Origin of the sequence: Bradyrhizobium sp. Gha (assembly GCF_900113735.1) — a bacterium.
Classification (GTDB): Bacteria; Pseudomonadota; Alphaproteobacteria; order Rhizobiales; family Xanthobacteraceae; genus Bradyrhizobium.
Genome location: NZ_FOQM01000002.1, coordinates 342443 through 365752, shown reverse-complemented (window position 1 = coordinate 365752; position 23310 = coordinate 342443). Strand labels below are relative to the sequence as shown.

General features: G+C 64.2%; 21 protein-coding genes. 10 read left to right on the top strand and 11 right to left on the bottom strand.

The genetic code is table 11. The annotated features are described in order from the left end of the window. Positions 1 to 244: 244 nt before the first annotated feature. Complete coding sequence (locus BM222_RS04845; protein ID WP_092227119.1) at positions 245 to 436, bottom strand: DUF1192 domain-containing protein; 192 nt, start codon at positions 434 to 436, stop codon at positions 245 to 247. Between the two features lie 109 nt (positions 437 to 545). Between BM222_RS04845 and BM222_RS04840 the strand changes: the two genes are divergently transcribed. Next, a complete protein-coding gene (locus BM222_RS04840) occupies positions 546 to 1544 on the top strand; it encodes an NAD(P)H-quinone oxidoreductase (protein WP_092227118.1) in 999 nt (332 codons plus the stop codon). Positions 1545 to 1700: 156 nt separating this feature from the next. Beyond that, the gene (locus BM222_RS04835) at positions 1701 to 4589 is read left to right on the top strand and encodes an EAL domain-containing protein (RefSeq protein ID WP_092227117.1); all 2889 of its coding nucleotides are present in this window, start codon (positions 1701 to 1703) and stop codon (positions 4587 to 4589) included. Between the two features lie 33 nt (positions 4590 to 4622). Here BM222_RS04835 and BM222_RS04830 read toward each other — a convergent pair whose 3' ends face one another. Further along, positions 4623 to 4892: a DUF7662 domain-containing protein gene (locus BM222_RS04830; RefSeq protein WP_092227300.1), complete on the bottom strand. Its 270-nt coding sequence runs from the start codon at positions 4890 to 4892 to the stop codon at positions 4623 to 4625. Between the two features lie 142 nt (positions 4893 to 5034). Between BM222_RS04830 and BM222_RS04825 the strand changes: the two genes are divergently transcribed. Then, the gene (locus tag BM222_RS04825; RefSeq protein ID WP_092227116.1) at positions 5035 to 6534 is read left to right on the top strand and encodes a sensor domain-containing diguanylate cyclase; all 1500 of its coding nucleotides are present in this window, start codon (positions 5035 to 5037) and stop codon (positions 6532 to 6534) included. A 110-nt stretch (positions 6535 to 6644) separates the two neighbouring features. Here the strand turns inward: BM222_RS04825 and BM222_RS04820 are convergent, their stop codons facing one another. Further along, the gene (locus BM222_RS04820) at positions 6645 to 7520 is read right to left on the bottom strand and encodes a UTP--glucose-1-phosphate uridylyltransferase (RefSeq protein WP_092227115.1); all 876 of its coding nucleotides are present in this window, start codon (positions 7518 to 7520) and stop codon (positions 6645 to 6647) included. A gap of 201 nt (positions 7521 to 7721) precedes the next feature. Between BM222_RS04820 and BM222_RS04815 the strand changes: the two genes are divergently transcribed. After that, positions 7722 to 9113, top strand: coding sequence for a lytic murein transglycosylase (locus BM222_RS04815; RefSeq protein WP_092227114.1), 1392 nt, complete (start codon positions 7722 to 7724; stop codon positions 9111 to 9113). Between the two features lie 147 nt (positions 9114 to 9260). Then, positions 9261 to 10994, top strand: a complete 1734-nt coding sequence (locus BM222_RS04810; protein WP_092227113.1) for an SGNH/GDSL hydrolase family protein — start codon at positions 9261 to 9263, stop codon at positions 10992 to 10994. A gap of 178 nt (positions 10995 to 11172) precedes the next feature. Here BM222_RS04810 and BM222_RS04805 read toward each other — a convergent pair whose 3' ends face one another. After that, positions 11173 to 11547, bottom strand: coding sequence for a CsbD family protein (locus tag BM222_RS04805; RefSeq protein ID WP_092227112.1), 375 nt, complete (start codon positions 11545 to 11547; stop codon positions 11173 to 11175). 74 nt (positions 11548 to 11621) lie between these two features. Further along, on the bottom strand, positions 11622 to 12359 hold the full coding sequence (locus tag BM222_RS04800) for an SDR family NAD(P)-dependent oxidoreductase (RefSeq protein WP_092227111.1): 738 nt from the start codon (positions 12357 to 12359) through the stop codon (positions 11622 to 11624). Between the two features lie 131 nt (positions 12360 to 12490). On the opposite strand from BM222_RS04800, the gene BM222_RS04795 reads away from it, so the two are divergent. Together BM222_RS04795 and BM222_RS04790 are read left to right on the top strand one after the other, a co-directional pair. Beyond that, on the top strand, positions 12491 to 13270 hold the full coding sequence (locus BM222_RS04795) for an SDR family NAD(P)-dependent oxidoreductase (RefSeq protein ID WP_177243019.1): 780 nt from the start codon (positions 12491 to 12493) through the stop codon (positions 13268 to 13270). Between the two features lie 97 nt (positions 13271 to 13367). Then, on the top strand, positions 13368 to 14255 hold the full coding sequence (locus BM222_RS04790; protein ID WP_092227110.1) for a TauD/TfdA dioxygenase family protein: 888 nt from the start codon (positions 13368 to 13370) through the stop codon (positions 14253 to 14255). A 165-nt stretch (positions 14256 to 14420) separates the two neighbouring features. On the opposite strand, the gene BM222_RS04785 is transcribed toward BM222_RS04790, so the two are convergent. Continuing rightward, positions 14421 to 15065, bottom strand: a complete 645-nt coding sequence (locus BM222_RS04785; RefSeq protein ID WP_092227109.1) for a YqgE/AlgH family protein — start codon at positions 15063 to 15065, stop codon at positions 14421 to 14423. Between the two features lie 142 nt (positions 15066 to 15207). Here BM222_RS04785 and BM222_RS04780 point away from each other — a divergent pair, with 142 nt between their 5' ends. From BM222_RS04780 to BM222_RS04770, 3 genes are all read left to right on the top strand, one after another. Continuing rightward, positions 15208 to 16047 (top strand): protein-disulfide reductase DsbD domain-containing protein, encoded by an 840-nt coding sequence (locus BM222_RS04780; RefSeq protein WP_092227108.1) that lies wholly within the window; start codon positions 15208 to 15210, stop codon positions 16045 to 16047. 110 nt (positions 16048 to 16157) lie between these two features. Then, the gene (locus tag BM222_RS04775; protein ID WP_177243018.1) at positions 16158 to 17525 is read left to right on the top strand and encodes an oligosaccharide flippase family protein; all 1368 of its coding nucleotides are present in this window, start codon (positions 16158 to 16160) and stop codon (positions 17523 to 17525) included. Between the two features lie 196 nt (positions 17526 to 17721). Next, positions 17722 to 18546 (top strand): sulfite exporter TauE/SafE family protein, encoded by an 825-nt coding sequence (locus BM222_RS04770; RefSeq protein ID WP_092227106.1) that lies wholly within the window; start codon positions 17722 to 17724, stop codon positions 18544 to 18546. Positions 18547 to 18679: 133 nt separating this feature from the next. Here BM222_RS04770 and BM222_RS04765 read toward each other — a convergent pair whose 3' ends face one another. The 5 genes from BM222_RS04765 to cysW form a co-directional block, all read right to left on the bottom strand. Next, positions 18680 to 19468 (bottom strand): 3-hydroxybutyrate dehydrogenase, encoded by a 789-nt coding sequence (locus tag BM222_RS04765; RefSeq protein ID WP_092227105.1) that lies wholly within the window; start codon positions 19466 to 19468, stop codon positions 18680 to 18682. Between the two features lies 1 nt (position 19469). Beyond that, positions 19470 to 20645: a DUF3734 domain-containing protein gene (locus BM222_RS04760; protein WP_092227104.1), complete on the bottom strand. Its 1176-nt coding sequence runs from the start codon at positions 20643 to 20645 to the stop codon at positions 19470 to 19472. A gap of 90 nt (positions 20646 to 20735) precedes the next feature. Then, positions 20736 to 21239 (bottom strand): CAP domain-containing protein, encoded by a 504-nt coding sequence (locus BM222_RS04755; protein ID WP_092227103.1) that lies wholly within the window; start codon positions 21237 to 21239, stop codon positions 20736 to 20738. A gap of 134 nt (positions 21240 to 21373) precedes the next feature. Continuing rightward, positions 21374 to 22408, bottom strand: coding sequence for a sulfate/molybdate ABC transporter ATP-binding protein (locus tag BM222_RS04750; protein ID WP_092227102.1), 1035 nt, complete (start codon positions 22406 to 22408; stop codon positions 21374 to 21376). After that, on the bottom strand, positions 22398 to 23309 hold the full coding sequence (gene cysW, locus BM222_RS04745; protein WP_092227298.1) for a sulfate ABC transporter permease subunit CysW: 912 nt from the start codon (positions 23307 to 23309) through the stop codon (positions 22398 to 22400). Before cysW ends, BM222_RS04750 begins: the two co-directional genes overlap by 11 nt. Position 23310: the final 1 nt, after the last annotated feature.

Sequence of the window (23310 nt, the reverse complement as noted above, 5' to 3'; positions counted from 1 at the left end):
GGGAATTCAATCAGGAACAGACGCAAAAAAGAGCCGCCGGAGACCGGCGGCTTTGAAAGTTGATAACAGGGAGGCGTCAAACAGAGTGGACAGGAGCCACTCGGTGTCCAAACGAGGACAGTTCGAGTCATAAACTCGAAAGCTTAATGGCGTGTAAACGAACGAATTTTTTGAGGGTTCGTTAGCCATGTCGGTCACTGGCCGAGCGGGGCGCGCTCCGCCGGCAGAAAGGGAGTTTCTCGGCCTATGACTTGAAAATACTGTTCGCCGCATCGCGGGAGGCGCGCTTCTTGGTGGCGGCTTCCTCCAGCCTGACGATCTCGGTCTTCAGCAGAGCGACGCGCTCGGTCAGTTCCTCGACCGACAACAGTGAGAGATCCTGTCCGATCTCATGGCTGACTTTCTTCCGCGGGCGGTCGTCGTCTTCCGTCGGCATGTCGTTCCTCCTGCGTTCGCGGATCACACGGGTGAGGCGGTTGCCAGCCCGGACTGCGCTGGCTAAGCAAAGGCCTCCTTCCCCTCGCACCTTTGCTCAAGGACACATCATGGACAAGCTGCCCGCGCAAATGACCGTGGTCGCCATCTCCAAACCCGGTGGACCCGAAGTGCTGGTGCCGGAACAACGGGCCCTGCCGCAGCCCGGTCCTGATGAAATCCTGGTGAAGGTGCAGGCCGCCGGCGTGAACCGGCCCGACGTGGCGCAGCGTTCCGGTGCCTACCCGCCGCCGCCCGGCGCCAGCGATCTGCCCGGCCTCGAAATCGCAGGTGAAGTGGTCGCCGTCGGCAGCAACGCCAAGCGGCACAAGATCGGCGACATCGTGATGTCGCTCGTCGCCGGCGGCGGCTATGCGCAGTACTGCATCGCGCAGGACGCCCAGGCCATGAGCGTGCCGCCGGCGCTCTCGATCAACGAAGCCGGTGCGCTGCCGGAAACCCTGATGACGGTCTGGCACAATGTGTTCGAGCGCGGCGGCCTGAAGGCCGGCGAGACGCTCCTGATCCATGGCGGCTCCTCCGGCATCGGAACGATGGCGATCCAGCTTGCGAAAGCGTTCGGCGCAAAAGTGTTCGTCACCGTGGGATCGCAGGACAAGATCGATGCGTGCCTGAAGCTCGGTGCCGATCGCGCGATCAATTACAAAACCGAAGACTTCGTCGCCGTGGTGAAGGAAGAGACCGACAAGGTCGGCGTCAATTTGATCCTCGACATGGTCGCCGGCGACTATGTCGACCGCAACTATGATGCAGCCGCGGTCGATGGGCGAATCGTGCAGATCGCAACCCTCAACGGCCCCAAGGTCAGCGTCAACATCGCCAAGGTGATGGTGAAGCGATTGACCCATACCGGCTCGACCTTGCGCCCCCGTAGTAATGCGGACAAGGCCGCGATGGTGGCTGCCATTGAAGCGAAAGTGATGCCGCTGTTGCGCGCGGGCCGGATCAAGCCGCTGATGGACAGCGCTTTCCCGCTGGAAAAGGCCGCCGACGCACATCGGCGCATGGAGACCTCCGCACATATTGGCAAAATTGTGTTGGAGGTCTAGGCCGTTGACCCACCAAGCGAGGCGGAAACCCTTTGATTTTCCTCGCTTTCGTGGCATCTATCGCCAGCTGCCGAACCACTTCCGTCCGGTCTGAAATCGCATTTACGTGCCAGCCTTCCTGCACGCAGAGTTTGCGTCGAACGCGGAGAACTGACCTTGCGTCTGATCAGGTGCCTCGCGCCCATCGCGCTGGGCCTCATGATTCTTGTCGCCATTCTTGTCGCCGCGTCGCCTGCACGCGCGCTTGACGCTGTCAGCGTCCGCAGCGACGCGCCCGCGATCGACCTCACCGGCGTGCTCGAGCACCAGCGCAGCGATTCCGACCGCATCCAGGTCTCCACCGCGCCCGGCACCGACGGCATCGTCCGCCGCATCGAGGTGCGCGCCCGCGAAGGCGGCCAGAACTGGGTGGTGTTCGCGCTCGCCAACAACACCGACGACCAGCTCGATCGCCTGATCGTCGCCCCGCATTACCGCATCGTGTCCTCGGGCCTGTTGTGGCCCGACCTCGGATTGTCGCGTATCGCCACCATCACGCCCTCGACCGGCGACCGGCCGGAGCGGCAGGAAAGTCCGACCGCCGACGTCTTCCGTGTCACGCTCGATCCCGGCGCCGTCATCACGTTCGTTGCCGAACTGCGCACCGACAAGCTGCCGCAGCTCTATCTGTGGGAGCCGGAAGCCTACAAGGACAAGGTCAACTCGTTCACGCTGTACCAGGGCATCGTGATCGGCATCTCCGGGCTTTTGGCTCTCGTTCTCACCATCTTGTTCGTGGTGAAGGGCAGCATCATGTTCCCCGCCGCCGCGGCGCTGGCCTGGGCGGTGCTGGTCTATATCGGCGTCGACTTCGGCTTCTGGGGCAAGGTGCTCGACATGTCGAACAACGCCGAGCGCATCTGGCGCGCGGCGGGTGAAGCGATATTGGCGGCGACGCTGCTGGTGTTCCTGTTCGCCTATCTCAATCTCAGTCGATGGCATGTGCGCTACTCGCACATCACGGTGGGCTGGCTCGCCTTCCTGGGCTCGCTGGTCGCGCTCGCACTCTTTGATCCGGCCGTCGCGTCCGGCATTGCGCGCATCTCGCTGGTGCTGATCGCCTTCGCCGGTTTCGCGCTGATCGTCTATCTCTCCACCCACGGCTTCGACCGCGCGGTGCTGCTGATCCCGACCTGGTTCCTCCTCGTGGTCTGGGTGGTCGCGGCCGGCATGACGGTCGCGGGCTCCGTCACCAACGACATCGTCGGCCCTGCCCTGCTCGGCGGCCTCGTGCTGATCGTGATGCTGATCGGCTTCACGGTGATGCAGCACGCCTTCGCCGGCGGGGGCGCCACCACCGGCATCGTCTCCGACATCGAGCGCCGCGCGCTGGCGCTGGCCGGTTCCGGCGATCTGATCTGGGATTGGGACGTGTCCGCCGACAAGGTTTTTACCAGCCCCGAGACGGAAGCCCTGCTCGGGCTGAAGCGCGGCACGCTGGAAGGTCCGGCGGCCTCGTGGCTCGAAGTGCTGCACCCGCTCGACCAGGATCGTTTCCGTGCCGCGCTCGACAGCGTGCTCGACCAGCGCCGCGGCCGACTGGTGCAGGATTTCCGCCTGCGTACCCCCGACGGTCACTTCATGTGGTTTGCGCTGAAGGCGCGCCCGGTGGTCGGCTCCGACGGCGAGGTCTCGCGCGTGGTGGGCACACTCACCGACGTCACTGACCTGCGCAACGCCGAAGAACGCATGCTGCACGATTCCGTGCACGACAATCTGACCGGTCTGCCCAACCGCAAACTGTTCATGGATCGCTTGGGTGCCGTCGCCCATTTCGCCAAGTCGATGCCGACACTGCGGCCGACGCTGATGGTGATCGACCTCGACCGCTTCAAGCAGGTCAACGATTCCGTCGGCATCGCAGTCGGCGATTCCATCCTGCTGACGCTGGCCCGCCGCCTCACCCGCATCCTGAAGCCGCAGGACACGCTGGCGCGCCTCGCCGGCGACCAGTTCGGCCTGATCCTGCTCTCGGAGCAGGACCCAGCGCGGATCACCAATTTCGCCGAGACCATCCGCAAGACCATCCGCGCGCCGATCGCCTTCAACGATCGCGAGATCTTCCTGACCGCCTCGATCGGCATGGCGCTGTCCGATCCGCAAACCCAGCTCACGGACGAGATCATCAAGGACGCCGAGCTTGCGATGTATCACTCCAAGCGCATCGGCGGCGACCGGATCGACGTCTACAAGCCCGCGATGCGCGCGCGAAAGACCGACCGCCTGACGCTGGAGAGCGAGTTGCGCCGCGCCATCGAGCGGCAGGAGCTCACCATCCTGTACCAGCCGATCGTCCGGCTCGAGGATCGCTCGGTCGCCGGGTTCGAGGCGCTGGCGCGCTGGGACCATCCGAAACTCGGGCGCATGGCGCCGTCGGAATTCATCACCATCGCGGAAGAGACCGGCCTGATCGTCGACCTCGGCATGTTCGTGCTCGACCAGACCGCCAAGCAGCTCTCGATCTGGCAGCGCGCGATGCGCTCGCGCGAGCCGATCTTCGCGAGCGTCAACGTGTCGTCACGTCAGCTGCTGCGCCATGACCTCATCCACGATATCCGCACTGTGCTGTCGCGCTCCTCGGTGGCGCGCGGCACGCTGAAGCTGGAGCTGACGGAATCGCTGGTGATGGAGAATCCGGAGCATGCCGCGCAAATGCTGACGCGGATCCGCGAACTCGGCACCGGACTGTCGCTCGACGATTTCGGCACCGGCCATTCCTCGCTGGCCTACCTTCAGCGCTTCCCGTTCGACACCATCAAGATCGACCAGTCCTTCGTCCGCACCACCAATCGCGGCACCCGGCCGGTGATCCTGAAGTCGATCATCGCGCTCGCGCATGATCTCGGCATGGACGTGGTGGCTGAAGGCGCCGAGACCGATTCCGACGCGGTCGAGCTGTATCAACTGGGCTGCGAATACGCGCAGGGCTTTGCCTTCGGCGAGCCCATGGACGCGGACGCGGCGATGCGCCTGCTGACGGAAGTGCGGCTGGAAGCGGCGAGCTGATCTCGCCGCGCATGACGATACTGCGCGCGCCGCCTACCCCAGCCTGCGCCCATCCTTCTTCATCTTCGTGAACCGCACGCTCTGGCCATCAGGCATCCGGACCGCCTTGAAGCCCGCGGCGAGGCAGGCTTCGCGCTGGGGCATCTGGATGTCGGGACTGCGCAGGCTATCCCACCATGACGCACGGTTGGCCGCCCGCGGCAGCGCCGCGCCGATGATCTCCTCGATCTGCTCAAAGGTCAGCACGAATTCCATCTGCTTCTGCCGCATGAGGTAATCGCGTAGCGCATCGTAATCGTTCACTGTCGTCCTCTGCATTTTTCCGCGGCGGTTTGCGCAAAACCGATACCGGGGGAAACCAATTCTTAACTCATCGGCGCAGCGCCGTCGCGGTTTAAACACTACGCAAGCTTTCAGGCGCATCCGTTAAGGTCGGGAGCAAAGGATGCTGTCTGGATGGCGCGAAGCCACGGCCCGCCGGCCCTGGCGTATTTCGGCGAAGCTGCTGATCATCTCGTCCGTCGTGACGGTGATCGGCTTTTCCGCCATTTGCGTCAACGTCATGCTGGACATGCGCCGCGGCGAAGAGGCACTGGCCCGCCAGACGCTGGAAAACCTGGCCACGACCATCGAGGCCGACATCAGCCGCAACGTCGAGATCTACGACCTGTCGCTGAAGGCCGTGGCCAGCAACATGCTGCTGCCCGAGATCGCGACGGTCAGCAGACCGATCCGGCAATTGATCCTGTTCGACCACGCGACGACCGCCAAGCATTTTGGCGCCATTCAGGTGTTCGACGCCGACGGCGGGCTGACCATCGACGCATCCACGCTCGACCCGGTTCCGGAGAACCGCGCCGACGAGGAGTATTTCAGGGTTCATCGCGACAACCCCAATGCGGGGCTGTTCATCAGCCGCCCGATGCTGTTTCGTGGCGCCTATGCCATCGTGCTGAGCCGGCGCGTCAGCGATCAGGACGGCGGCTTCATGGGCGTCGTCGCCGGCTCGATCCGCTTCAGCTATTTCCACGAGTTGTTCGAGCGCCTGAGCCTCGATCCTGAAGACACCATCACCGTGCTCAAGCGCGACCGCACCATCATGATGCGGCGCCCGTTCGATCTCGACGTGATCGGTAGGAACCTGGGCGACCGGTCGAACTGGAAGCCGGAAATTCTCAAGGAAGCGCGCTCCTACGCGGGACAGGGTCCGGTGGACGCGACGCCGCGCCTTTATGTCCGTAGCACCAGCATCACCACCCCCCTGTACGTCGTCGCGGGCAAGCCGCTCAGTGCCGTATTCGCGCTCTGGCAAAGGGAGGCCTATCGCATCGGCGCGGTGGTGCTGGCGCTGATCCTCTTCGTGCTGGCGTCGACGTTGGTCCTCGCCCGCGAGATCAGCCGGCGCGCGGACGCCGAGAGCAGGCTCGAGGAGATGGCGACGACCGACGCGCTCACGGGCCTGCGCAATCGCCGCAAGTTCGACCAGGTCATCGACACCGAATGGCGGCGCGCCGCGCGGCAGAAGTCAGAGGTCGCGCTTCTCATGATCGATGCCGATCATTTCAAGGCGTATAACGACACGTTCGGCCACCAGGCCGGCGACCAGTTGCTGGTCGGCATCGCCATCTGCATCTCCGATTCGGTGCGCCGCGCCGGCGACTGCGCCGCGCGCTATGGTGGCGAGGAATTCGCGGTGCTGCTGCCGAACACGTCGGCCGCCGACGCGTTCAAGATTGCCGAGACCATCCGCGCCAAGGTGCTGGGCTGGTCTGATGGCGGGGCGGGATCGACCGTCTCCTGCGGCATCGCGAGCCTCGCGCCGACCAGCGGCATCGACTGGTCCGTGCTGGTCGCCGCCGCCGACAAGGCGCTCTATGCCGCGAAAGCCGGTGGACGGAATCAATCGGTGGTGGCTAGCCTGCCCAAGCTTTCGCTGGTGGCATGAGGCCTACTCTCTCGGCGTCATTGCGAGGAGCTCTTCGCGACCAAGCAATCCAGACTTCCTCAGCGAATAGATTCCTGGATTGCTGCGCTCCGCTCGCAATGACGGGCGCCCTACTGCCCCAGATACTTCTTCATCTCCGCGATCAGCCCCTCGCGCAATTCCGGCCGCTTGAGGCCATAGGCGATGTTGGCGCGGAGGAAACCGGGCTTGGAGCCGCAATCATGCCGCTCGCCCTCGAACTCGACGCCGTAGAACTTTTGCGATCTGGCGAGGCCGATCATGGCGTCGGTGAGCTGAATCTCGCCGCCGGCGCCGCGCTCCTGGGTCTCCAGGATCTTGAAGATCTCCGGCTGCAGGATGTAGCGGCCGGTGATCGAGAGGTTGGAGGGCGCGGTGCCCTTGGCCGGCTTCTCGACCATGCCGTCGACCTCGAACATCTTGCCGGTGCGCTTTCCGACGCCGCAGATGCCGTATTGGTGCGTGAGATGGTCGGGCACGGCCTCGACCGCGATCAGGTTCGATTTCTCGCCGAGGGTGGCAGCGGTCTCGATCATCTGCTTCAGGCACCCGGGCGAATTGAGCACGAGTTCGTCGGGCAGCAGCACCGCGAACGGCTCGTCACCGACGATGTCGCGCGCGCACCAGACCGCATGACCGAGGCCGAGCGGCGCCTGCTGGCGCGTGAAGCTGACGGCGCCGGCGTCCGGCTGGTTCTGCGCCAAAATCTCCTGCTCGGCCTTCTTGCCGCGTGCAGCGAGCGTGGCGTCGAGCTCGAACATCCTGTCGAAATGATCTTCGATGACATTCTTGTTGCGGCCGGTGACGAACACGAAGTGCTCGATGCCGGCTTCCCTCGCCTCGTCATAGACGTACTGGATCAGCGGCTTGTCGACGATGGTGAGCATTTCCTTCGGCATTGCCTTGGTGGCGGGCAAGACGCGGGTGCCGAGGCCGGCGACGGGAAATACGGCTTTGCGGATTTTCATGTGATTGATCGAATACCCTTGAGCGTACGTGAAAGAAGCAATGGCATCTTGCTAGCTGGTTTGCAGCCGGTAACAAAGGCGGATGTTGGGCCCGCCCCGTCGAATTGAGAAAAGGCCGGCAGCGAAATTTCACTTTTCTTAAGATATTGGCAACCGTAACGAGGCCTCCTGATGGCTGATTTTTGGCTGGACGGGTGTGACATGGTGCGATCGCTGGCAGGGTTGGCAAAACGGGGGGGATCTCTTGGCGGCGCAACAATGATTGCGGCCGCGCTGCTGTTCCCCGTGTCCGCGCATGCTCAGGGACAAAACGGCCTGTCTAACCTGTTCGGCGGTATTTTCTCAGGCTCGAACCCGTCGCAACCCGCACCCGGCCCAGGCGGCATCCAAACCGGACCTCAGCCCTGGAGCGGCGAAGACGGTGCCTCCGGCCATCCGCTGATGACGGCGGCTGCGATCCGCGAGGCGGCGGGCAATTTCGACAATTGCGTCGCTGGCATGTGGCCCGATGCCGCACGCCGCGGCATCACGCAGGAGAATTTTCAGCGCTTCACCGCCGGGCTTGCGCCCGACCTGCGCATCATGGATCTCATGGATTCGCAGCCGGAATTCTCCAAGTCGATCTGGGACTATCTCGACATCCTCGTGAACGACAACCGCCTCGCCAAGGGCAAGGAAGTTCTCGCCACCTACAAGGCGCAGTTCGATGCCACCGAGAAGGCCTATGGCGTCGACCGCTATATCATCGCCGCGATCTGGGGCATCGAGTCCAATTATTCGACGCAGATGGGCGACCGCAGCGTGCTGCAATCGACCGCGACGCTCGCCTGCATCGGCCGCCGCCAGGCTTATTTCAAGGACGAGTTCCTCTCCGCGCTGGAGATCCTCAACCGCGGCGACCTGCGCCCTGAGCAGATGCGCGGCTCCTGGGCCGGTGCATTCGGGCCGACGCAGTTCATGCCGACCGCGTTCAAGCGCTATGCCGTGGACGGTGACGGCGATGGACGGCGCGATGTCGTCGACGATCCAACCGATCTGATCGCCTCCACTGCCAACAATCTGAAGAAGGACGGCTGGCAGCCCGGCGAGACCTGGGGCTACGAGGTCGTGGTGCCCCAAGGCTTCAACTACATGCTGGCCGACCGCGCCAAGATGATGACGATCGCGCAATGGGAGAAGCTCGGGCTCAAGCGGGCGACCAACCAGCCCTTCCCGCATCCGGCCGAGAAAGCGTATCTGCTGGCGCCCGCCGGCGCCCAAGGACCAGGCTTCCTGATGCTGCAGAATTTTCGAGTCATCATGAAATACAACCCGGCCGAGGCCTATGCGATGGCGATCGGCCATTTCGCCGATCGCCTGCGCGGCGGTCAGCCCTTCGTGCAGCCGTGGCCCCGGCAGGAGCGGGAGCTATCGCGGACCGAACGGCTGGAACTGCAGCAGCTTCTGGCCCAGCGCGGCTTCTACAAGGGCACTCCGGACGGCCAGTTCGGCGGCCAGACCCGGGACGCCCTGCGCAACTTCCAGGCCTCGATCGGGCTGCCTGCTGACGGATTTGCCACCGCCGACGTGCTGGACCGGCTGCGCGGGCGGTAAAAAACGCGGCGAAACTAACCCTGATCAGGGATTTTGGCGGCCCGGCGGTATTTTCCCTAGGAATCTGCAAGAGAACTTGCCCGTTTGGCGCCCGATTCCGTTATTATATCGACCTGTCTCCAGACCCTTGCGCGCGCCCGAGATCGCATGCCGAAGCCAAAATCCTTTTTCAAGGCGGTGACCGAGACCGGCCCGCTGATCGCGCTCGGGACGGCGCTTGCGATCATGGTCGGGGTCGCGGGACCGGCTGCCGCGCAGTTCTTCAGCTTCCCCGGATTCGGCAGGCCGCCGCCGCAGCGGTCTGCACCGCCGCCACAACGTGGTGGCGGCTGGTTCGGTGGCGACTTTTTCACGCCATTCCAGCAGCAGCCGCAGCCGCAGGCCCCGCGCCAGGATTTTTCACGCGCCCCGGCCCCGGCCAAACGCGAGACGGTTGCCGACAAGAACGTGCTGGTGATCGGAGACGCCATGGCCGACTGGCTCGCCTATGGCTTGGAGGATGCCTACGCCGAGCAGCCCGACATGGGCGTGATCCGCAAGCACAGGACAACGTCAGGCCTGATCAAGTACCAGCCGAAGGGTGAACCCTCGGACTGGGCGGCGGCCGCGAAGGGCATCCTGGAAACCGAGAAGCCTGACGTCATCGTCGTCATGCTCGGCCTCAACGACCGCATCGCGATCCGTGAAACGATCGACAAATCCGACAAGCCTGCCGACAAGGACAAGAAGAACGACAAAGGCGCGCGCGCCAAGCAAGGAAAAGGTGACGCAAAACCTGGCGACGCCAAGTCCGATACCGCCAAGTCCGATACCGCCAAGTCCGATACCGCGAAGTCCGATACCACGGCAGCCGATGACAAGGCGGCAGCAGATCCCGACCTGCCGCAGGACGACGCCGAAAACGCCGACGCGCCGGTCGCCGCGCCCGGAAAGACACGCAACCCGAACGGTGTCTACGAATTCCGCGACGACCACTGGGTCGAGCTCTACAGCAAGAAGATCGAGGAGCTCGCGAACGTCCTCAAGGCCAAGGGCGTGCCGGTGCTCTGGGTCGGCCTGCCTGCGATTCGCGGGCCGAAGGGCACCGCCGACATGCTGTTCCTGGATTCGCTCTACCGCGAGGGCGCGGCCAAGGCCGGCATCACCTATGTCGATGTCTGGGACGGCTTCGTCGACGAAGCCGGCCGCTTCCTGCAGAAGGGCCCCGACTTCGAAGGACAGATCCGCCAGCTGCGCAGCTATGACGGCGTCTACTTCACCAAGCCGGGCGCCCGAAAACTTGCCCATTATGTCGAGCGCGAAATCACGCGCCTCTTGGCCGGACGTTCCGGCCCGATCGCGCTGCCGAGCGAGCCCGCAACGCCCGACACCAACGCCGAGCCCGGCAAACCCGCGCCGCGGCCGCTGGCCGGGCCGATCGTGCCGCTGGTCGCAGCCTCGATCTCGACCGATCAATTGCTGGGGGGACCGGGCACGCGCCCCGCCGCCGTCGATGCGCTCGCCGCAAGAACGCTGGTGAAGGGCGAGCCGCTGGCCGCGCCCGCCGGCCGTGCTGACGATTATGCCTGGCCGCGCCGTGAAGTCGGCCGCGAGCAGGCCAAGGGCGATACGCCAATGGCGGCAACGACGCCTGATGGGGGCGCTGCGGCCGCCGTCGCGCCCGGCACGCCCGCCGCGATCGCGCCGCTCAAGCCGCCGGCAGCGAAGAAGCCTGCGCCGCCGCAACAGCCGGCACAGGCCGCGCCATCCTTGCGCGATTTCTTCGGCTTCGGCTCGCCACAGCCCGCGCCGCGTCAACTGGCACCTGCACCGCGCAACCCGAATCCTGCGATCCCGCGTCCGCCGGGCAATGTCGGGCGGGCGGCGGAAGTGCTTCGGTAATTGGCTCCGTGTCCCGGACGCAGCGCAGCACCTCTTGGTGATGCGACAGAGCCGGGACACAGCCTCTCACAACATCACAAAAGAACGCCAACATCACAAAAGAATGCGCCCCGGCTCTGCGCAGCAGCGCTTTTGGCGCTGCAGCGCGTTCCGGGGCACGAGAGCGCGTGTTTATCGCTCAGCCGTAATAGCGCCAGCGCTGCGGCGGTCTACGTGCGGGGCGCGACATCAGGAGCGCGAGCGCGAAGCCGATGCCGCCCGCAACGAGCAGCGCGCCGAGCGGGTTGTCCTGGACCTTCTGCGCGATCGCCTTGGAGCCATCCCGGAAGGTCTCGCCGCTGTTGTCATAGGCATCCTTGGCGTAGCTGGTGGCGGTGTCCGCCGCATCACGCACGGCGTCCTTGGCCTGGCCGTAGAGATTCTGCACGGTGCCGGCCGCTTCGCGGGCCTTGCCCGACGCCTGGGTTTGCCCATCGCCAGCGAGATCACCGACGGCGCCTTCTGCGCGTCCAGCGAATTCCTTGGCCGATCCGACGATCCTGTCCTTGTCCATGATGCTCCTCCTCGGGGGTCTGCCCATGTAACCGATCAGGAGGAGCGCAGTTCCACGGCCACCGAGAGTTTGGCCTAGAGAATGAGCCCGCCATCGACCACGAGTGTCTGTCCGATCATGTACGACGACAGCGGCGAGGCCAGGAACAGCGCGGCGCCCGCCATGTCGGACGGCGTGCCCAATCGCCGCAGCGGAATGCGTGACAATGCGGCTTCGCGCCGCTTGGGATTGTCGGTCGTCACCTTCGTCATCTTGGTGTCGACAAGGCCGGGCGCGATGCCGTTGACGCGGATGCCGTCCTCGGCCCACGCCTCGCCCAAGGTCCGCGTCAATCCGACCGCGCCGGTCTTCGACGCATTGTAGGCGGGATTGCCCATGGTGGAATGGTAGGCCGCGGTCGAGGACACCATGATCAGTGCGCCCCTGGAATGCCGCAACATGGAATGAAAACGCGTCGCACACGCCATCAGACTCATCAGATTGACCTCGACGACCGTGCGGAAGCCCGTCATCTCGAATTCGCCACGGCGATAGAGCACTGCGCCCTGCGCGAGCACCAGGATATCGAGCTTCTCGAATGACGGCTTGAACGCTTCGACGGCGCCGGGGTCGCTGACGTCGAGCTGCGTATAGGCAAGACCCGTGAGATCGGAGCCCTCCTCCGCCTGATAGTCCGCTGCGCGAGCGCGCGTGCCGCACACCGCAACATCGGCGCCCCTCGCGCGAAAGGCCTGCGCGATGCCGTTGCCGATGCCGCTGGAACCGCCGACGACCAGCAGCTGCTTGCCAGAGAAATCGAGCTCGTTCGCCATCGCGGCCTCCCTTTTGTTTTGCTCGTTTGACTGTTTTGCTTGTTTGACTGTTTGCTTGTTTGACCTGTCTGGGGATCGATGCCAGCCTCGTCAATCTCATAACAAGAAGCAAGAGATCGCGAGGAAACAGCATGTCCGAATTCAAAGAGCTCAGCCGCTCCGTGAAAGGCCTGACCGTTCTCGTCACCGGCGCGGCGAGCGGCATGGGGCGCGCGACCGCGCGCGTGTTTGCGGCTGAAGGCGCCAACGTTGCCGTCACCGACTATGACGAGCAAGGGGCACATGCGGTTGCGAAGGAGATCGCGGCGAGCGGTGGGTCGGCGAAAGCGTGGAAGCTCGACGTCGCCGATGGTGGCGAGATCAAGCGCGTGGTCAAGGATGTCGCAGCGCATTTCGGCGGCCTCGATGTCCTCGTCAACAATGCCGGCATCTCCGTGCGCGTCGCGATCGATGATGAAGGTTACGAAGATGCCTGGGCCAAGGGCATCGCTGTGATGCTGACGGCGCATCCGCGCATCATCCGCGCCGCGCTGCCGCACTTGCGCAAGTCGAAGTCCCCGCGCATCGTCAACATCGCCTCGACCGAGGCGCTCGGCGCCACCGCGCTCCACAGCCCCTATTCGGCCGCGAAGGGCGGTGTCGCGAGCCTCACGCGCTCGCTCGCGGTCGAGCTTGGCCGCGAGGGCATCACCGTGAACTGCATCTGCCCGGGCCCGATCCGCACCGCGATCACCGACCGCATCTCCGAGGAGCACAAGACCATCTACGCCAAGCGCCGCACCGCACTCGGACGTTATGGCGATCCCGAGGAAGTCGCACATATGGCACTGAGCCTGTGTCTTCCGGCGGCGGCGTTTCTGACCGGTGCGGTGATTCCTGTCGATGGTGGCCTGATGGCCCGAAACGCGTGAGAGCCATGCGCAGGGAGCGTTGACATCATCAAGCGCGGGAGTAGCTTTTTCATCGACAGAGCGGGAGCAACCGCTCGCGGTTCGCGGGAGAGACGCCATGACGATCGCCATCCGGCAGCTTCAGAAGCATTTTGTCGGCGAGGTTTCCGGCCTCGACCTGCGAAAGCCTCTCACACCGGATGAGGCGCGCGACGTCGAGGCCGCCATGGACACATACGCGGTGCTCGTCTTCCACGACCAGGACATCACCGACGAGCAGCAGATGGCTTTTGCGCTGAACTTCGGTCAGCGCGAGGACGCGCGCGGCGGCACCGTGACGAAGGAGAAGGACTATCGGCTCCAGTCCGGCCTCAACGACGTCTCCAATCTGGGCAAGGACGGCAAGCCACTGGCGAAGGACAGCCGCGCGCATCTGTTCAATCTGGGCAATTGCCTGTGGCATTCCGACAGCTCGTTCCGTCCGATCCCGGCAAAATTCTCGCTGCTGTCGGCGCGCGTAGTGAACCCGAAAGGCGGCAACACCGAGTTCGCCGACATGCGCGCGGCCTATGACGCGCTCGACGACGAGACCAAGGCGGAGATCGAGGACCTCGTCTGCGAACACTCACTGATGTATTCGCGCGGATCGCTCGGCTTCACCGAATATACCGACGATGAAAAGATCATGTTCAAGCCGGTGCTGCAGCGGCTGGTGCGGACCCATCCCGTGCATCGGCGCAAGTCGCTGTATCTGTCATCGCATGCCGGCAAGATCGTCGGCATGAGCGTGCCGGAGGGACGGCTCTTGCTGCGCGACCTCAACGAACACGCAACGCAGCCTGAATTCGTCTATGTCCATAAATGGAAGCTGCATGATCTCGTGATGTGGGACAACCGCCAGACCATGCACCGCGTCCGCCGCTACGACCAGTCGCAACCGCGCGACATGCGAAGGGCGACGGTGGCGGGGACCGAGCCGACGGTGCAGCAACAGGCGGCCGAGTAGGCGCCGCTCAGCGCCGCTCAGCAATTGGTGTCATCGCCCGGCATGACCGGGCGATCCAGTCACTCCGAGACGATCGTGATGAATCGAGAGGCCGCGGCGGTACTGGATGCCCCGGTCAAGCCGGGGCATGACAGCGGTGGGTGGCGCGAATACGGCAGAGAGCCGCTACGCGTGCCCGGCCTCGTTCGACAACATTCCGGGATCGATGCCGATCTTGCGCAAGGCGCGACCGTATTTCTCGTCGACGTCGTCGCCGAAGATCAGATCCGCATCGGCGTCGCAATGCAGCCAGCCATTGCTCTGGATCTCGGTCTCGAGCTGGCCGGGCGCCCAGCCGGCATAGCCGAGCGCAAGGATGGCGTGCTTGGGGCCGGAGCCGTTGGCGATCGCGCGCAGGATGTCGACGGTCGCGGTGAGGCAGACGCCGTCGTCGATCCGCAGTGTCGCGTGCTCGATGTAGAAATCGCTGGAATGCAGCACGAAGCCGCGGCCGGTGTCGACCGGGCCGCCGGCCAGCACCTTCATGCTTTCGGCATTTTGCGGCAGCTTGATGTGCTCGCCCTTCTTGATGATACCGAGCTGCTCCAACAGCTCCGGGAAATCGATGCTGCCGGCCGGATGGTTGACGATGATGCCCATCGCGCCCTCAGCCGAATGCGCGCAAAGATAGATGACCGAGCGCTCGAAGCGGGAGTCGCCCATCACAGGCATCGCGATCAGGAGCCGGCCGTCGAGATAACCGGCCGAATGGGGGAGCGCGCGGCCTGCCCTGCGGGAGCTTTCGCCCGTCCGTTTACCTGTGGGAGCCATCGGTGAAGCACTCCGGTTTCAATTCCTATCCTGATGTCGGGCCGATCCCGTGTCAAATCAAGGCTTGCAGAGACTTGATTCGCGCGCATCCATCACAAGCAATTCAATGGTTTGGCCCGAGGTGACCTTGTAAAGACGTGCCATGTTGACAAGAGTTCCCCTGCATGCGGCGATCGGCGTCGCGACAACCTTGCTTGCGTCGTCATTGGCGGTGGGGGCCCATGCCGACGACGCATCGCCGTGGCTGCGCGACGGACATTCCGCGGTGCGGTTGCTGGCGGGATCGCGGACCGGCGCAGTGCTGCTCGGCGGTATCGCCTTCCAGCTCCAGCCCGGCTGGAAAACCTACTGGCGCATGCCCGGCGACTCCGGTGTTCCGCCGCGGTTCGATTTCTCGAAGTCGGACAATGTCGAAGCAGTGACCGTGATGTGGCCGGCACCGCTGAAATTCGACGACGGCGCAGGCGGCCATTCGATCGGCTATCACGACCAGATCGTGCTACCTTTGCGCATCGTCGCCAGGGCCGCCGACAAGCCGGTGACGTTGCGTGCCGAGATCAATTACGCCGTCTGCGAAAAGCTCTGCATTCCCGTCGAGGCCAATATCGAGCTCGGCTTCAACAATGTTGCGTCGACCGAAGACGCCAATCTGCGCGCGGCGCTCGACACCGTGCCGAAGCCCGCCAATATCGGCGATCCCAATCCGCTGACCATCCGCGATGTCAAGCGCGACGGCCCGAAGAACGTGGTGGTCGATGTCGTCGCGCCCGAGAACAGCAAGGTCAATCTGTTCGTGGAAGGACCGAGTCCCGAATGGTCTTTGCCCATTCCTGACGCGGTCGAGCATAGCCCGCCCGGCGTGAAGCGATTTTCGTTCGAACTCGACGGCCTGCCCCCGGGCGTCAAACCCGACGGCGCAGCACTGAAGTTCACGCTGGTCGGGCCGGAGAAATCGTACGAGTTCAATACGAATTTGGACTAGGTATGGTCCTGGCTTTCGCCACGACGGCGCTGGTAACACCCAACCGAATCTTAAGGAATGGTTGCTAATCCTTGGATACCGCAAGATGCGGGACGCCTGGGGATTTCGACTTGGCCGTGATGGATGCAGAACCCGCTACGACCGGACCATCGGGGCTGACCGCGCGGCTGCGTGCCAGGTTGAACGGCGGCTCGAGCGAAGCCTCGCTGACGCGGCGGCTGGCCGGCACCATCTTCATCATTCGCGTCATCAGCGCGGGGCTCGCCTATTTTTCGCAGGTGCTGCTCGCGCGCTGGATGGGAACGTCGGACTACGGCATCTATGTCTATGTCTGGACCTGGGTGCTGCTGCTCGGCAGCATGATGGACTTCGGCATCTCCGCCTCCGCGCAAAAGATCATTCCGGAATATCGCACCAGTGACGACCATGCGCTGCTGCGCGGCTTTCTCTCCGGCAGCCGCTGGCTCACCTTCGCCGTCTCGACCCTGGTGTCACTCGGCCTTGCCGGCATCGTCAAGCTGCTGTCGCCCTGGATCGATCCGGCCGAGGAATTGCCGCTCTATATCGGCTGCATGACGCTGCCGGCCTTCGTCGTCGCCAACACCCAGGACGGCATCGCGCGCTCGCATGACTGGATGCAACTCGGCCTGATGCCGCAGTTCATCATCCGCCAGGCGCTGATCATCGGCATCACGGCCGGCGCCTTCCTGCTCGGCTATCATCTCGGCGCTGTTTCCGCGATGGTTGCGAGCGCGGGCGCCGTGTGGATCGCGATGACCGGGCAGATGGTCGTGCTGAACCGCAAGCTCGCCGACCGCATCGCGCCCGGCCCCAAGGCTTATGACATCAGGGGGTGGCTCGCAGTGTCGCTGCCGATCCTGCTGGTCGAGAGCTTTTACCTGCTCTTGTCTTACACCGACGTGCTGGTGCTCCAGCAATTCCGTCCCTCCGACGAGGTCGGCGTCTACTTCGCCGTGGTGAAGACGCTGGCGCTGGTGTCGTTCATCCACTACGCAATGTCGGCGACGACGGCGCATCGGTTCGCCGAATACAACGCACTCGGCGACAAGGCGCGCCTGTCGGCCTATGTCGCGCACGCCATCGCCTGGACGTTCTGGCCCTCGCTCGCCGCGACCGCCGCGCTGCTCGCGCTCGGCAAGCCGCTGCTCTGGCTGTTCGGGCCGCAATTCGTGGTCGGCTACGACATCATGTTTGTCGCCGCCGTTGGCTTGGTCGTCCGCTCTGCGATCGGGCCGGTCGAGCGGCTGCTCAACATGCTCGGCCAGCAGAAGATCTGCGCGCTGGCCTACGCGTTGGCGTTCGTGATGAACGTCGTGCTCTGCATCGCGCTGGTGCCGCGCTTCGGCGGCCACGGCGCCGCGGCCGCGACCTCGATCTCGCTGACCTTCGAGACGGTGCTGCTGTTCTGGATCGTGCGGCAGCGGCTGGGGCTGCACGTGCTGGCGTTTGGCAAATAGGTCCTACGCCGCCGTCCCCGGTCGCTTAGGCGGGGAAGGACTATTTCGCGCCAAGCCGAAGAACAAAGCGAAACACCTGCCGATCGCCGGATTGTAGCACTATTTTTCTTATTCCACCCAACAGGTTGCATCCCGGGGAAAGTTTATTCTACGTCATATTGCCCAACTGACGAGATAAACCTAGATTCCCCCACCCATGATTGATCCGCTTTACGTCGCCTCGGGTTTCGGCGTCGGCCTGCTTGTCGGGCTGACCGGCGTGGGAGGCGGCTCGTTGATGACGCCGCTCCTGATCCTGCTGTTCGGTATCCACCCGACCACGGCCGTCGGCACCGACCTGCTCTATGCCGCCGCCACGAAGACCGGTGGCAGCGTGGTGCATGGCTGGTCGCGCAGCGTGCACTGGCCGGCGGTGCTGCGGTTGGCCTGCGGCAGCATTCCGGCCAGCGCTTTGACGCTGCTGGTGCTGTGGAAGCTCGATCTCCGAGGCGATACCGAACGCAATCTGGTCAGCCTGGTGCTGTGCTTTGCGCTGTTGCTGACCGCAATCTCGCTGATCTTCCGCAATTCGATCATGGAGCGCTATCGTCGCCGCATGGAGCAGGTCGGCGAGCGCACCACGATGATTGCGACCGTCATTACCGGCATCGTGCTGGGCGTGCTGGTCTCGATTTCGTCCGTGGGCGCCGGTGCGGTCGGCGTAACCGTGCTGCTGCTGCTCTACCCGCGGCTGCCGATGGCAACCATCGTCGGTTGCGACATCGCGCACGCCGTGCCGCTGACGCTGGTGGCCGGCATTGGCCACTGGGTGCTCGGCTCGGTCGACTGGGCTCTCATGGGCGTGCTGCTGCTGGGCTCGCTGCCCGGCATCGTCATCGGCAGCTACAGCGCGACGCGCGTGCCGGAGACGGTGCTGCGCGTGGCGCTCGCCAGCGTCCTCGTAGTGGTCGCCGGCAAGATCATGTTCGCGGAACTGAACCTGCAATCCGCGATCGTGACGGCGTTGGCCTGGAGCCATTGAGGCCGATCCGGCCCCCCTCTCGCCGTCATCGCCCGGTTTAACCGGGCGATCCAGTACCCCGAGAAAGTCGTGATTCAATCGGCCGGGACGTACCGGATGCCCGGTCAAGCCGGGGCATGACAGGTGTGCGCGGTTACGCCGCGGTCCAGCCGCCGTCGATCGACAGGTTGGTGCCGGTGATCTGGGCCGCATCGTCGCTGCACAGGAACAGCGCCAGCGCTGCGACCTGCTCGGAGGTCACGAACTCCTTGGTCGGCTGCGCGTCGAGCAGCACGTCGTGGATGACCTGCTCGCGCGTGAGGTTGCGGGCCTTCATCGTATCCGGGATCTGCTTTTCGACCAGCGGCGTCCAGACATAGCCAGGGCTGATACAGTTGCAGGTGATCTTGCTGGTCGCAACCTCGAGCGCCACGGTCTTGGTCAGGCCGGCGATGCCATGCTTGGCCGACACATAGGCCGACTTGAACGGCGAGGCGACCAGCGAATGCGCCGAGGCGGTGTTGATGATGCGGCCCCAGCCCTTCTTCTTCATGCCGGGGACGGCGGCGCGGATGGCGTGGAAGGCCGAGGACAGGTTGATCGCGATGATCTGGTCCCACTTCTCCGGCGGGAATTCCTCGATCGGCGAGACGAACTGGATGCCGGCATTGTTGACGAGGATGTCGACCGAGCCGAACGACTTTTCGCCGAGCGCGATCATCCCGGCGATCTCGGCCGGCTTGGTCATGTCGGCGGGCGAGTAGACCGCCTTCACGCCGAAATCGGACTCGATCTTGGAGCGCTCCTTCTCGATATCCTCGGGCGAGCCGAAGCCATTGATGACGACATTGGCGCCGGCGGCGGCGAAAGCGCGCGCATACGCAAGCCCGATGCCGCTGGTGGATCCTGTCACGACGGCGTTCTTGCCTGAGAGTGTACCCATGTTACTCGCTCCTTTGTGGCGGGGGCGCAGTGACGTCCCCCGTGAGATCGTAAGTGACCATGGTCTCGCCGGACTGCGGCCTGTCGAGCCAATCCTTGTGGCGCATCGACAGATGCACGTCGCGCACGCCGCTTTCCCAATGCTCGACCATCGCGACATGCGAGAAGTCGTAGTCCTTGGATGAGGATTCGTAATTCTTGCTGCGATAGATCAGGTGCACCACCGTGACCGTGCTCTCCCGGGCCGCCTTGTTGAGGATCTCGACCGAGGGATCGTTCTTCAGATAATCGGGCAGCTTGTCGATCAGCGCGCGCAGCGCCTTGCGGGTGTTGTGCACCTGCTTGTTCTTGTCCGTGTTCATCCGCGTGCGGCTGGAGAAGCGGATGTCCTTCTCGCGCTCGGTCGCCTCGAGCAGCGAGGTCGGGAGATCGCCGCGGGCGCTGAACAGGTCGACCTGGAAGATCAGGAGGTCGCGGTCGATCTCGGCGTCAAGCACGAAGTCGAGCGGCGTGTTGGAGGCGATGCCGCCATCCCAATAATGCTCGCCGTCGATCACCACGGACGGAAAGCCCGGTGGCAGCGCACCTGAGGCCATGATGTGCTCGGGGCCGATCTTCTTGCCGAGCTTCTTGAACTCGTAATTGTCGAAATATTTGAAATTGCCGGAGGTTACACCGACGGCGCCGACCGACAGGCGGGTCTTGAGATCATTGATACGGTCGAAGTCGACGAGCCGCTCCAGCGTCTTCTTCAGCGGCGCAGTATCGTAATAGCTCTCGGCCTGCTTGCTGCCCGGCGGCCAGAGCGGCGCGGGCGGCACACGCGGGACGAAGAACCCGGGCACGCCGAAGGTCGCGATCAGCGCAGCGCTGGTGGAATTGAACAGCTCGCGGCTGTGGTCGCTCTTGCCGATCGGCTTCCACGGCACCGGCGCGGACACCATCTCCCAGAATTCCTTGAGCCGTTTGACGCGGATCTGGCCCTCATTGCCGGCGACGATGGCTGCGTTGACCGCGCCGATCGAGATGCCGGCCACCCATTCGGGCTCGAAATCGAAATGGCAGAGCGCCTGATAGGCGCCCGCCTGATAGGAGCCGAGCGCGCCGCCGCCCTGGAGAACCAGGACGCGCTGCGCCTTCGCGGGGACCGTTGCAACTTCCGGGCTGTGATCTGTCATAAGGAGGGACACTAACAAATAATCGCGAAAGGCGAGCCACCGTGGCGACACTCTGCCGCGGCGTCAATGCATCCCGGGATCAAGTCTGGCTTATCTGGGGTCGGTCGAAGCCAGGATCATGGTCCAGAACACCTTGTATTTGGTGCCTGGAGCATAGCTCGCGGCTATGCCCAATTTTGTGACACCGCTCTTGAGCATGTTGGCGCGGTGAGGCGGCGAGTCGCGCCAGCCGGAAAACGCTTCCGCCAGCGTATGATAGCCGGCAGAGATGTTCTCGACGGCCACCGACGCGGGATAGCCGCCGGCGGCAAGGCGCTTGCCCAGGGGCGCACGGACGTCATGGTCCATCTTGTTGGCGGCAGCCATGGCGTTGGACTGGGATTCGGCGAGCCGCATCAATTCAGGGTCGACCTCGACGGTGCCGAGGCCGTTGTTCTGGCGGTATTGCGAGATCATGATCGCGGCGGCCGGCGCATCGAGCTTGGCGCCCGGGACCGACATGTCGGCATACATCGACGGCTGCTGGACCGGCGCTTCGTCGCCGGCACAGCCGGCGAGAAGCAAAATGATGAGAATTGCGGCCGCAGCGCGCATGTTCAGGGGCCCCCAAATGAGGGGCCGTTGTTGCATACCAACCGTGGCTGAAAGGTGAATTTTGAGGAAAATCCTCGCGCGACAATCTCGCCATTCCGGGTTCGCGCTGGCGCGCGCCCCGGAACGACGGTGCACTACCCCGCAAATATGCGGTAGCGGCGGGGTCTCAAGCCGATCGTGTCGCCAGCACGCAGTTCCCGGTCGCGAGGTGCATCGATCTCGATGGTCTCGCCGCCTGACAGTGCGACCTCGGCCCGCTGCACTGGGCCGAAATTGCGGACATGCTGAACCGCGCCCTCGAAGGCGCCCGAACCCGGCGGGCCGACGAGCATGTCATGTCGCCGCACGAACAGTTTTGACGCGCCAGGCGCAAGTCCGTCTGCCGCAAGATTGAGCGCGCGCTCGCCGAACCGCACCGCGCCATCGACCACATGGACCGGGAGCTCGATGGATTCGCCGATGAAGCCATGGACGAAGGCGGTCGCCGGCGTCTCGTAGACGTCGTCGGGCGAGCCGATCTGCTCGATCCTGCCCTTGTCCATGACGACCACGCGGTTGGCGACTTCGAGAGCCTCTTCCTGATCGTGAGTGACGAAGATCGAGGTGACGTGGATCTCGTGGTGCAGCGAGCGCAGCCATTTGCGCAGCTCCTTGCGCACCTTGGCATCGAGCGCACCGAAGGGCTCGTCGAGCAACAGGATACGAGGCTCGATCGCAAGCGCGCGAGCGAGCGCGATGCGCTGGCGCTGGCCGCCGGAGAGCTGGCTCGGATAGCGGTCGGCGAGCCAATCGAGCTGCACGAGATCGAGCAGCTCCTTCACGCGCCTGCGGATCGTCGCTTCGTCCTTGCGGATCGCGCGCGGCTGTACGCGCAGGCCGAAGGCGACGTTCTCGAACACGCTCATATGACGGAACAGCGCGTAATGCTGGAACACGAAGCCGACGTGACGCTCGCGCGCGCCCTGCGCCAGCGCGTCCTCGCCGTTGAAAGCGACCTCGCCGGAATCCGGCCAGTCGAGGCCGGCGATGATCCGCAGCAGCGTGGTCTTGCCCGAGCCGGACGGGCCGAGCAGTGCGAGCAGCTCGCCGTCGTTGACCTTGAGATCGACGCCGTCAAGCGCGGCAAAGCTGCCGAACTTCTTGACGAGATTTTTGACTTCAATGGTCATTGACGTCGTATCCTTCGTCGAGGTGGCGTTCGAGAATGGTTTTGGCGATCAGCGTGAGCAGCGCCAGCATCGCGAGCAGCGAGGCGATCGCGAACGCCGCGACGAACTGGTACTCGTTGTAGAGGATCTCGACCAGCAGCGGCATGGTATTGGTCTCGCCGCGAATATGACCTGAGACGACCGAGACCGCGCCGAACTCGCCCATCGCACGCGCGTTGCAGAGCAACACGCCGTAGAGCACGCCCCATTTGATGTTGGGCAGCGTGACGCGGAAGAAGGTTTGCAGGCCGGAGGCGCCGAGCGAGATCGCAGCCTCTTCCTCCTGCGTGCCCTGCTCCTGCATCAAGGGGATCAGTGCGCGCGCCACGAACGGAAACGTCACGAAGGTGGTGGCGAGCGCGATGCCGGGCACCGCGAACAGGATCTGGATGTCGTGGTCCCTGAGCCAGCCGCCGAAATAACCCTGCGCGCCGAACAGCAGCACGAAGACGAGGCCGGAGATGACAGGGCTCACCGAGAACGGCAGGTCGATCAGCGTGATCAGGAAGGTCTTGCCCGTGAACTCGAACTTTGCGATGGCCCAGGCGGCAACGAGACCAAAGACGAGATTGAGGCTGACCGAGATCGCCGCCACCACCAGCGTCAGCTTGATCGCCGCCAGCGCCTCGGGCTCGGCGAGCGCGGCGAAATAGGCCAAGATGCCCTTCGAGAAGGCTTGCGCGAACACCAGGACCAGCGGCAGTACGACGAAGACGGAGAGGAACAATACCGCCAGCGTGATGATGGCGATGCGCACCGCCTTCGGCTCGGTGCGGAGATTGTTGCGCGCGGCTGCCGCACGCGCACGGGCCCTGGCATCGGGGGCGGAGAGCGGGGCAGAGTCTGCGATCTGCATCGTCATC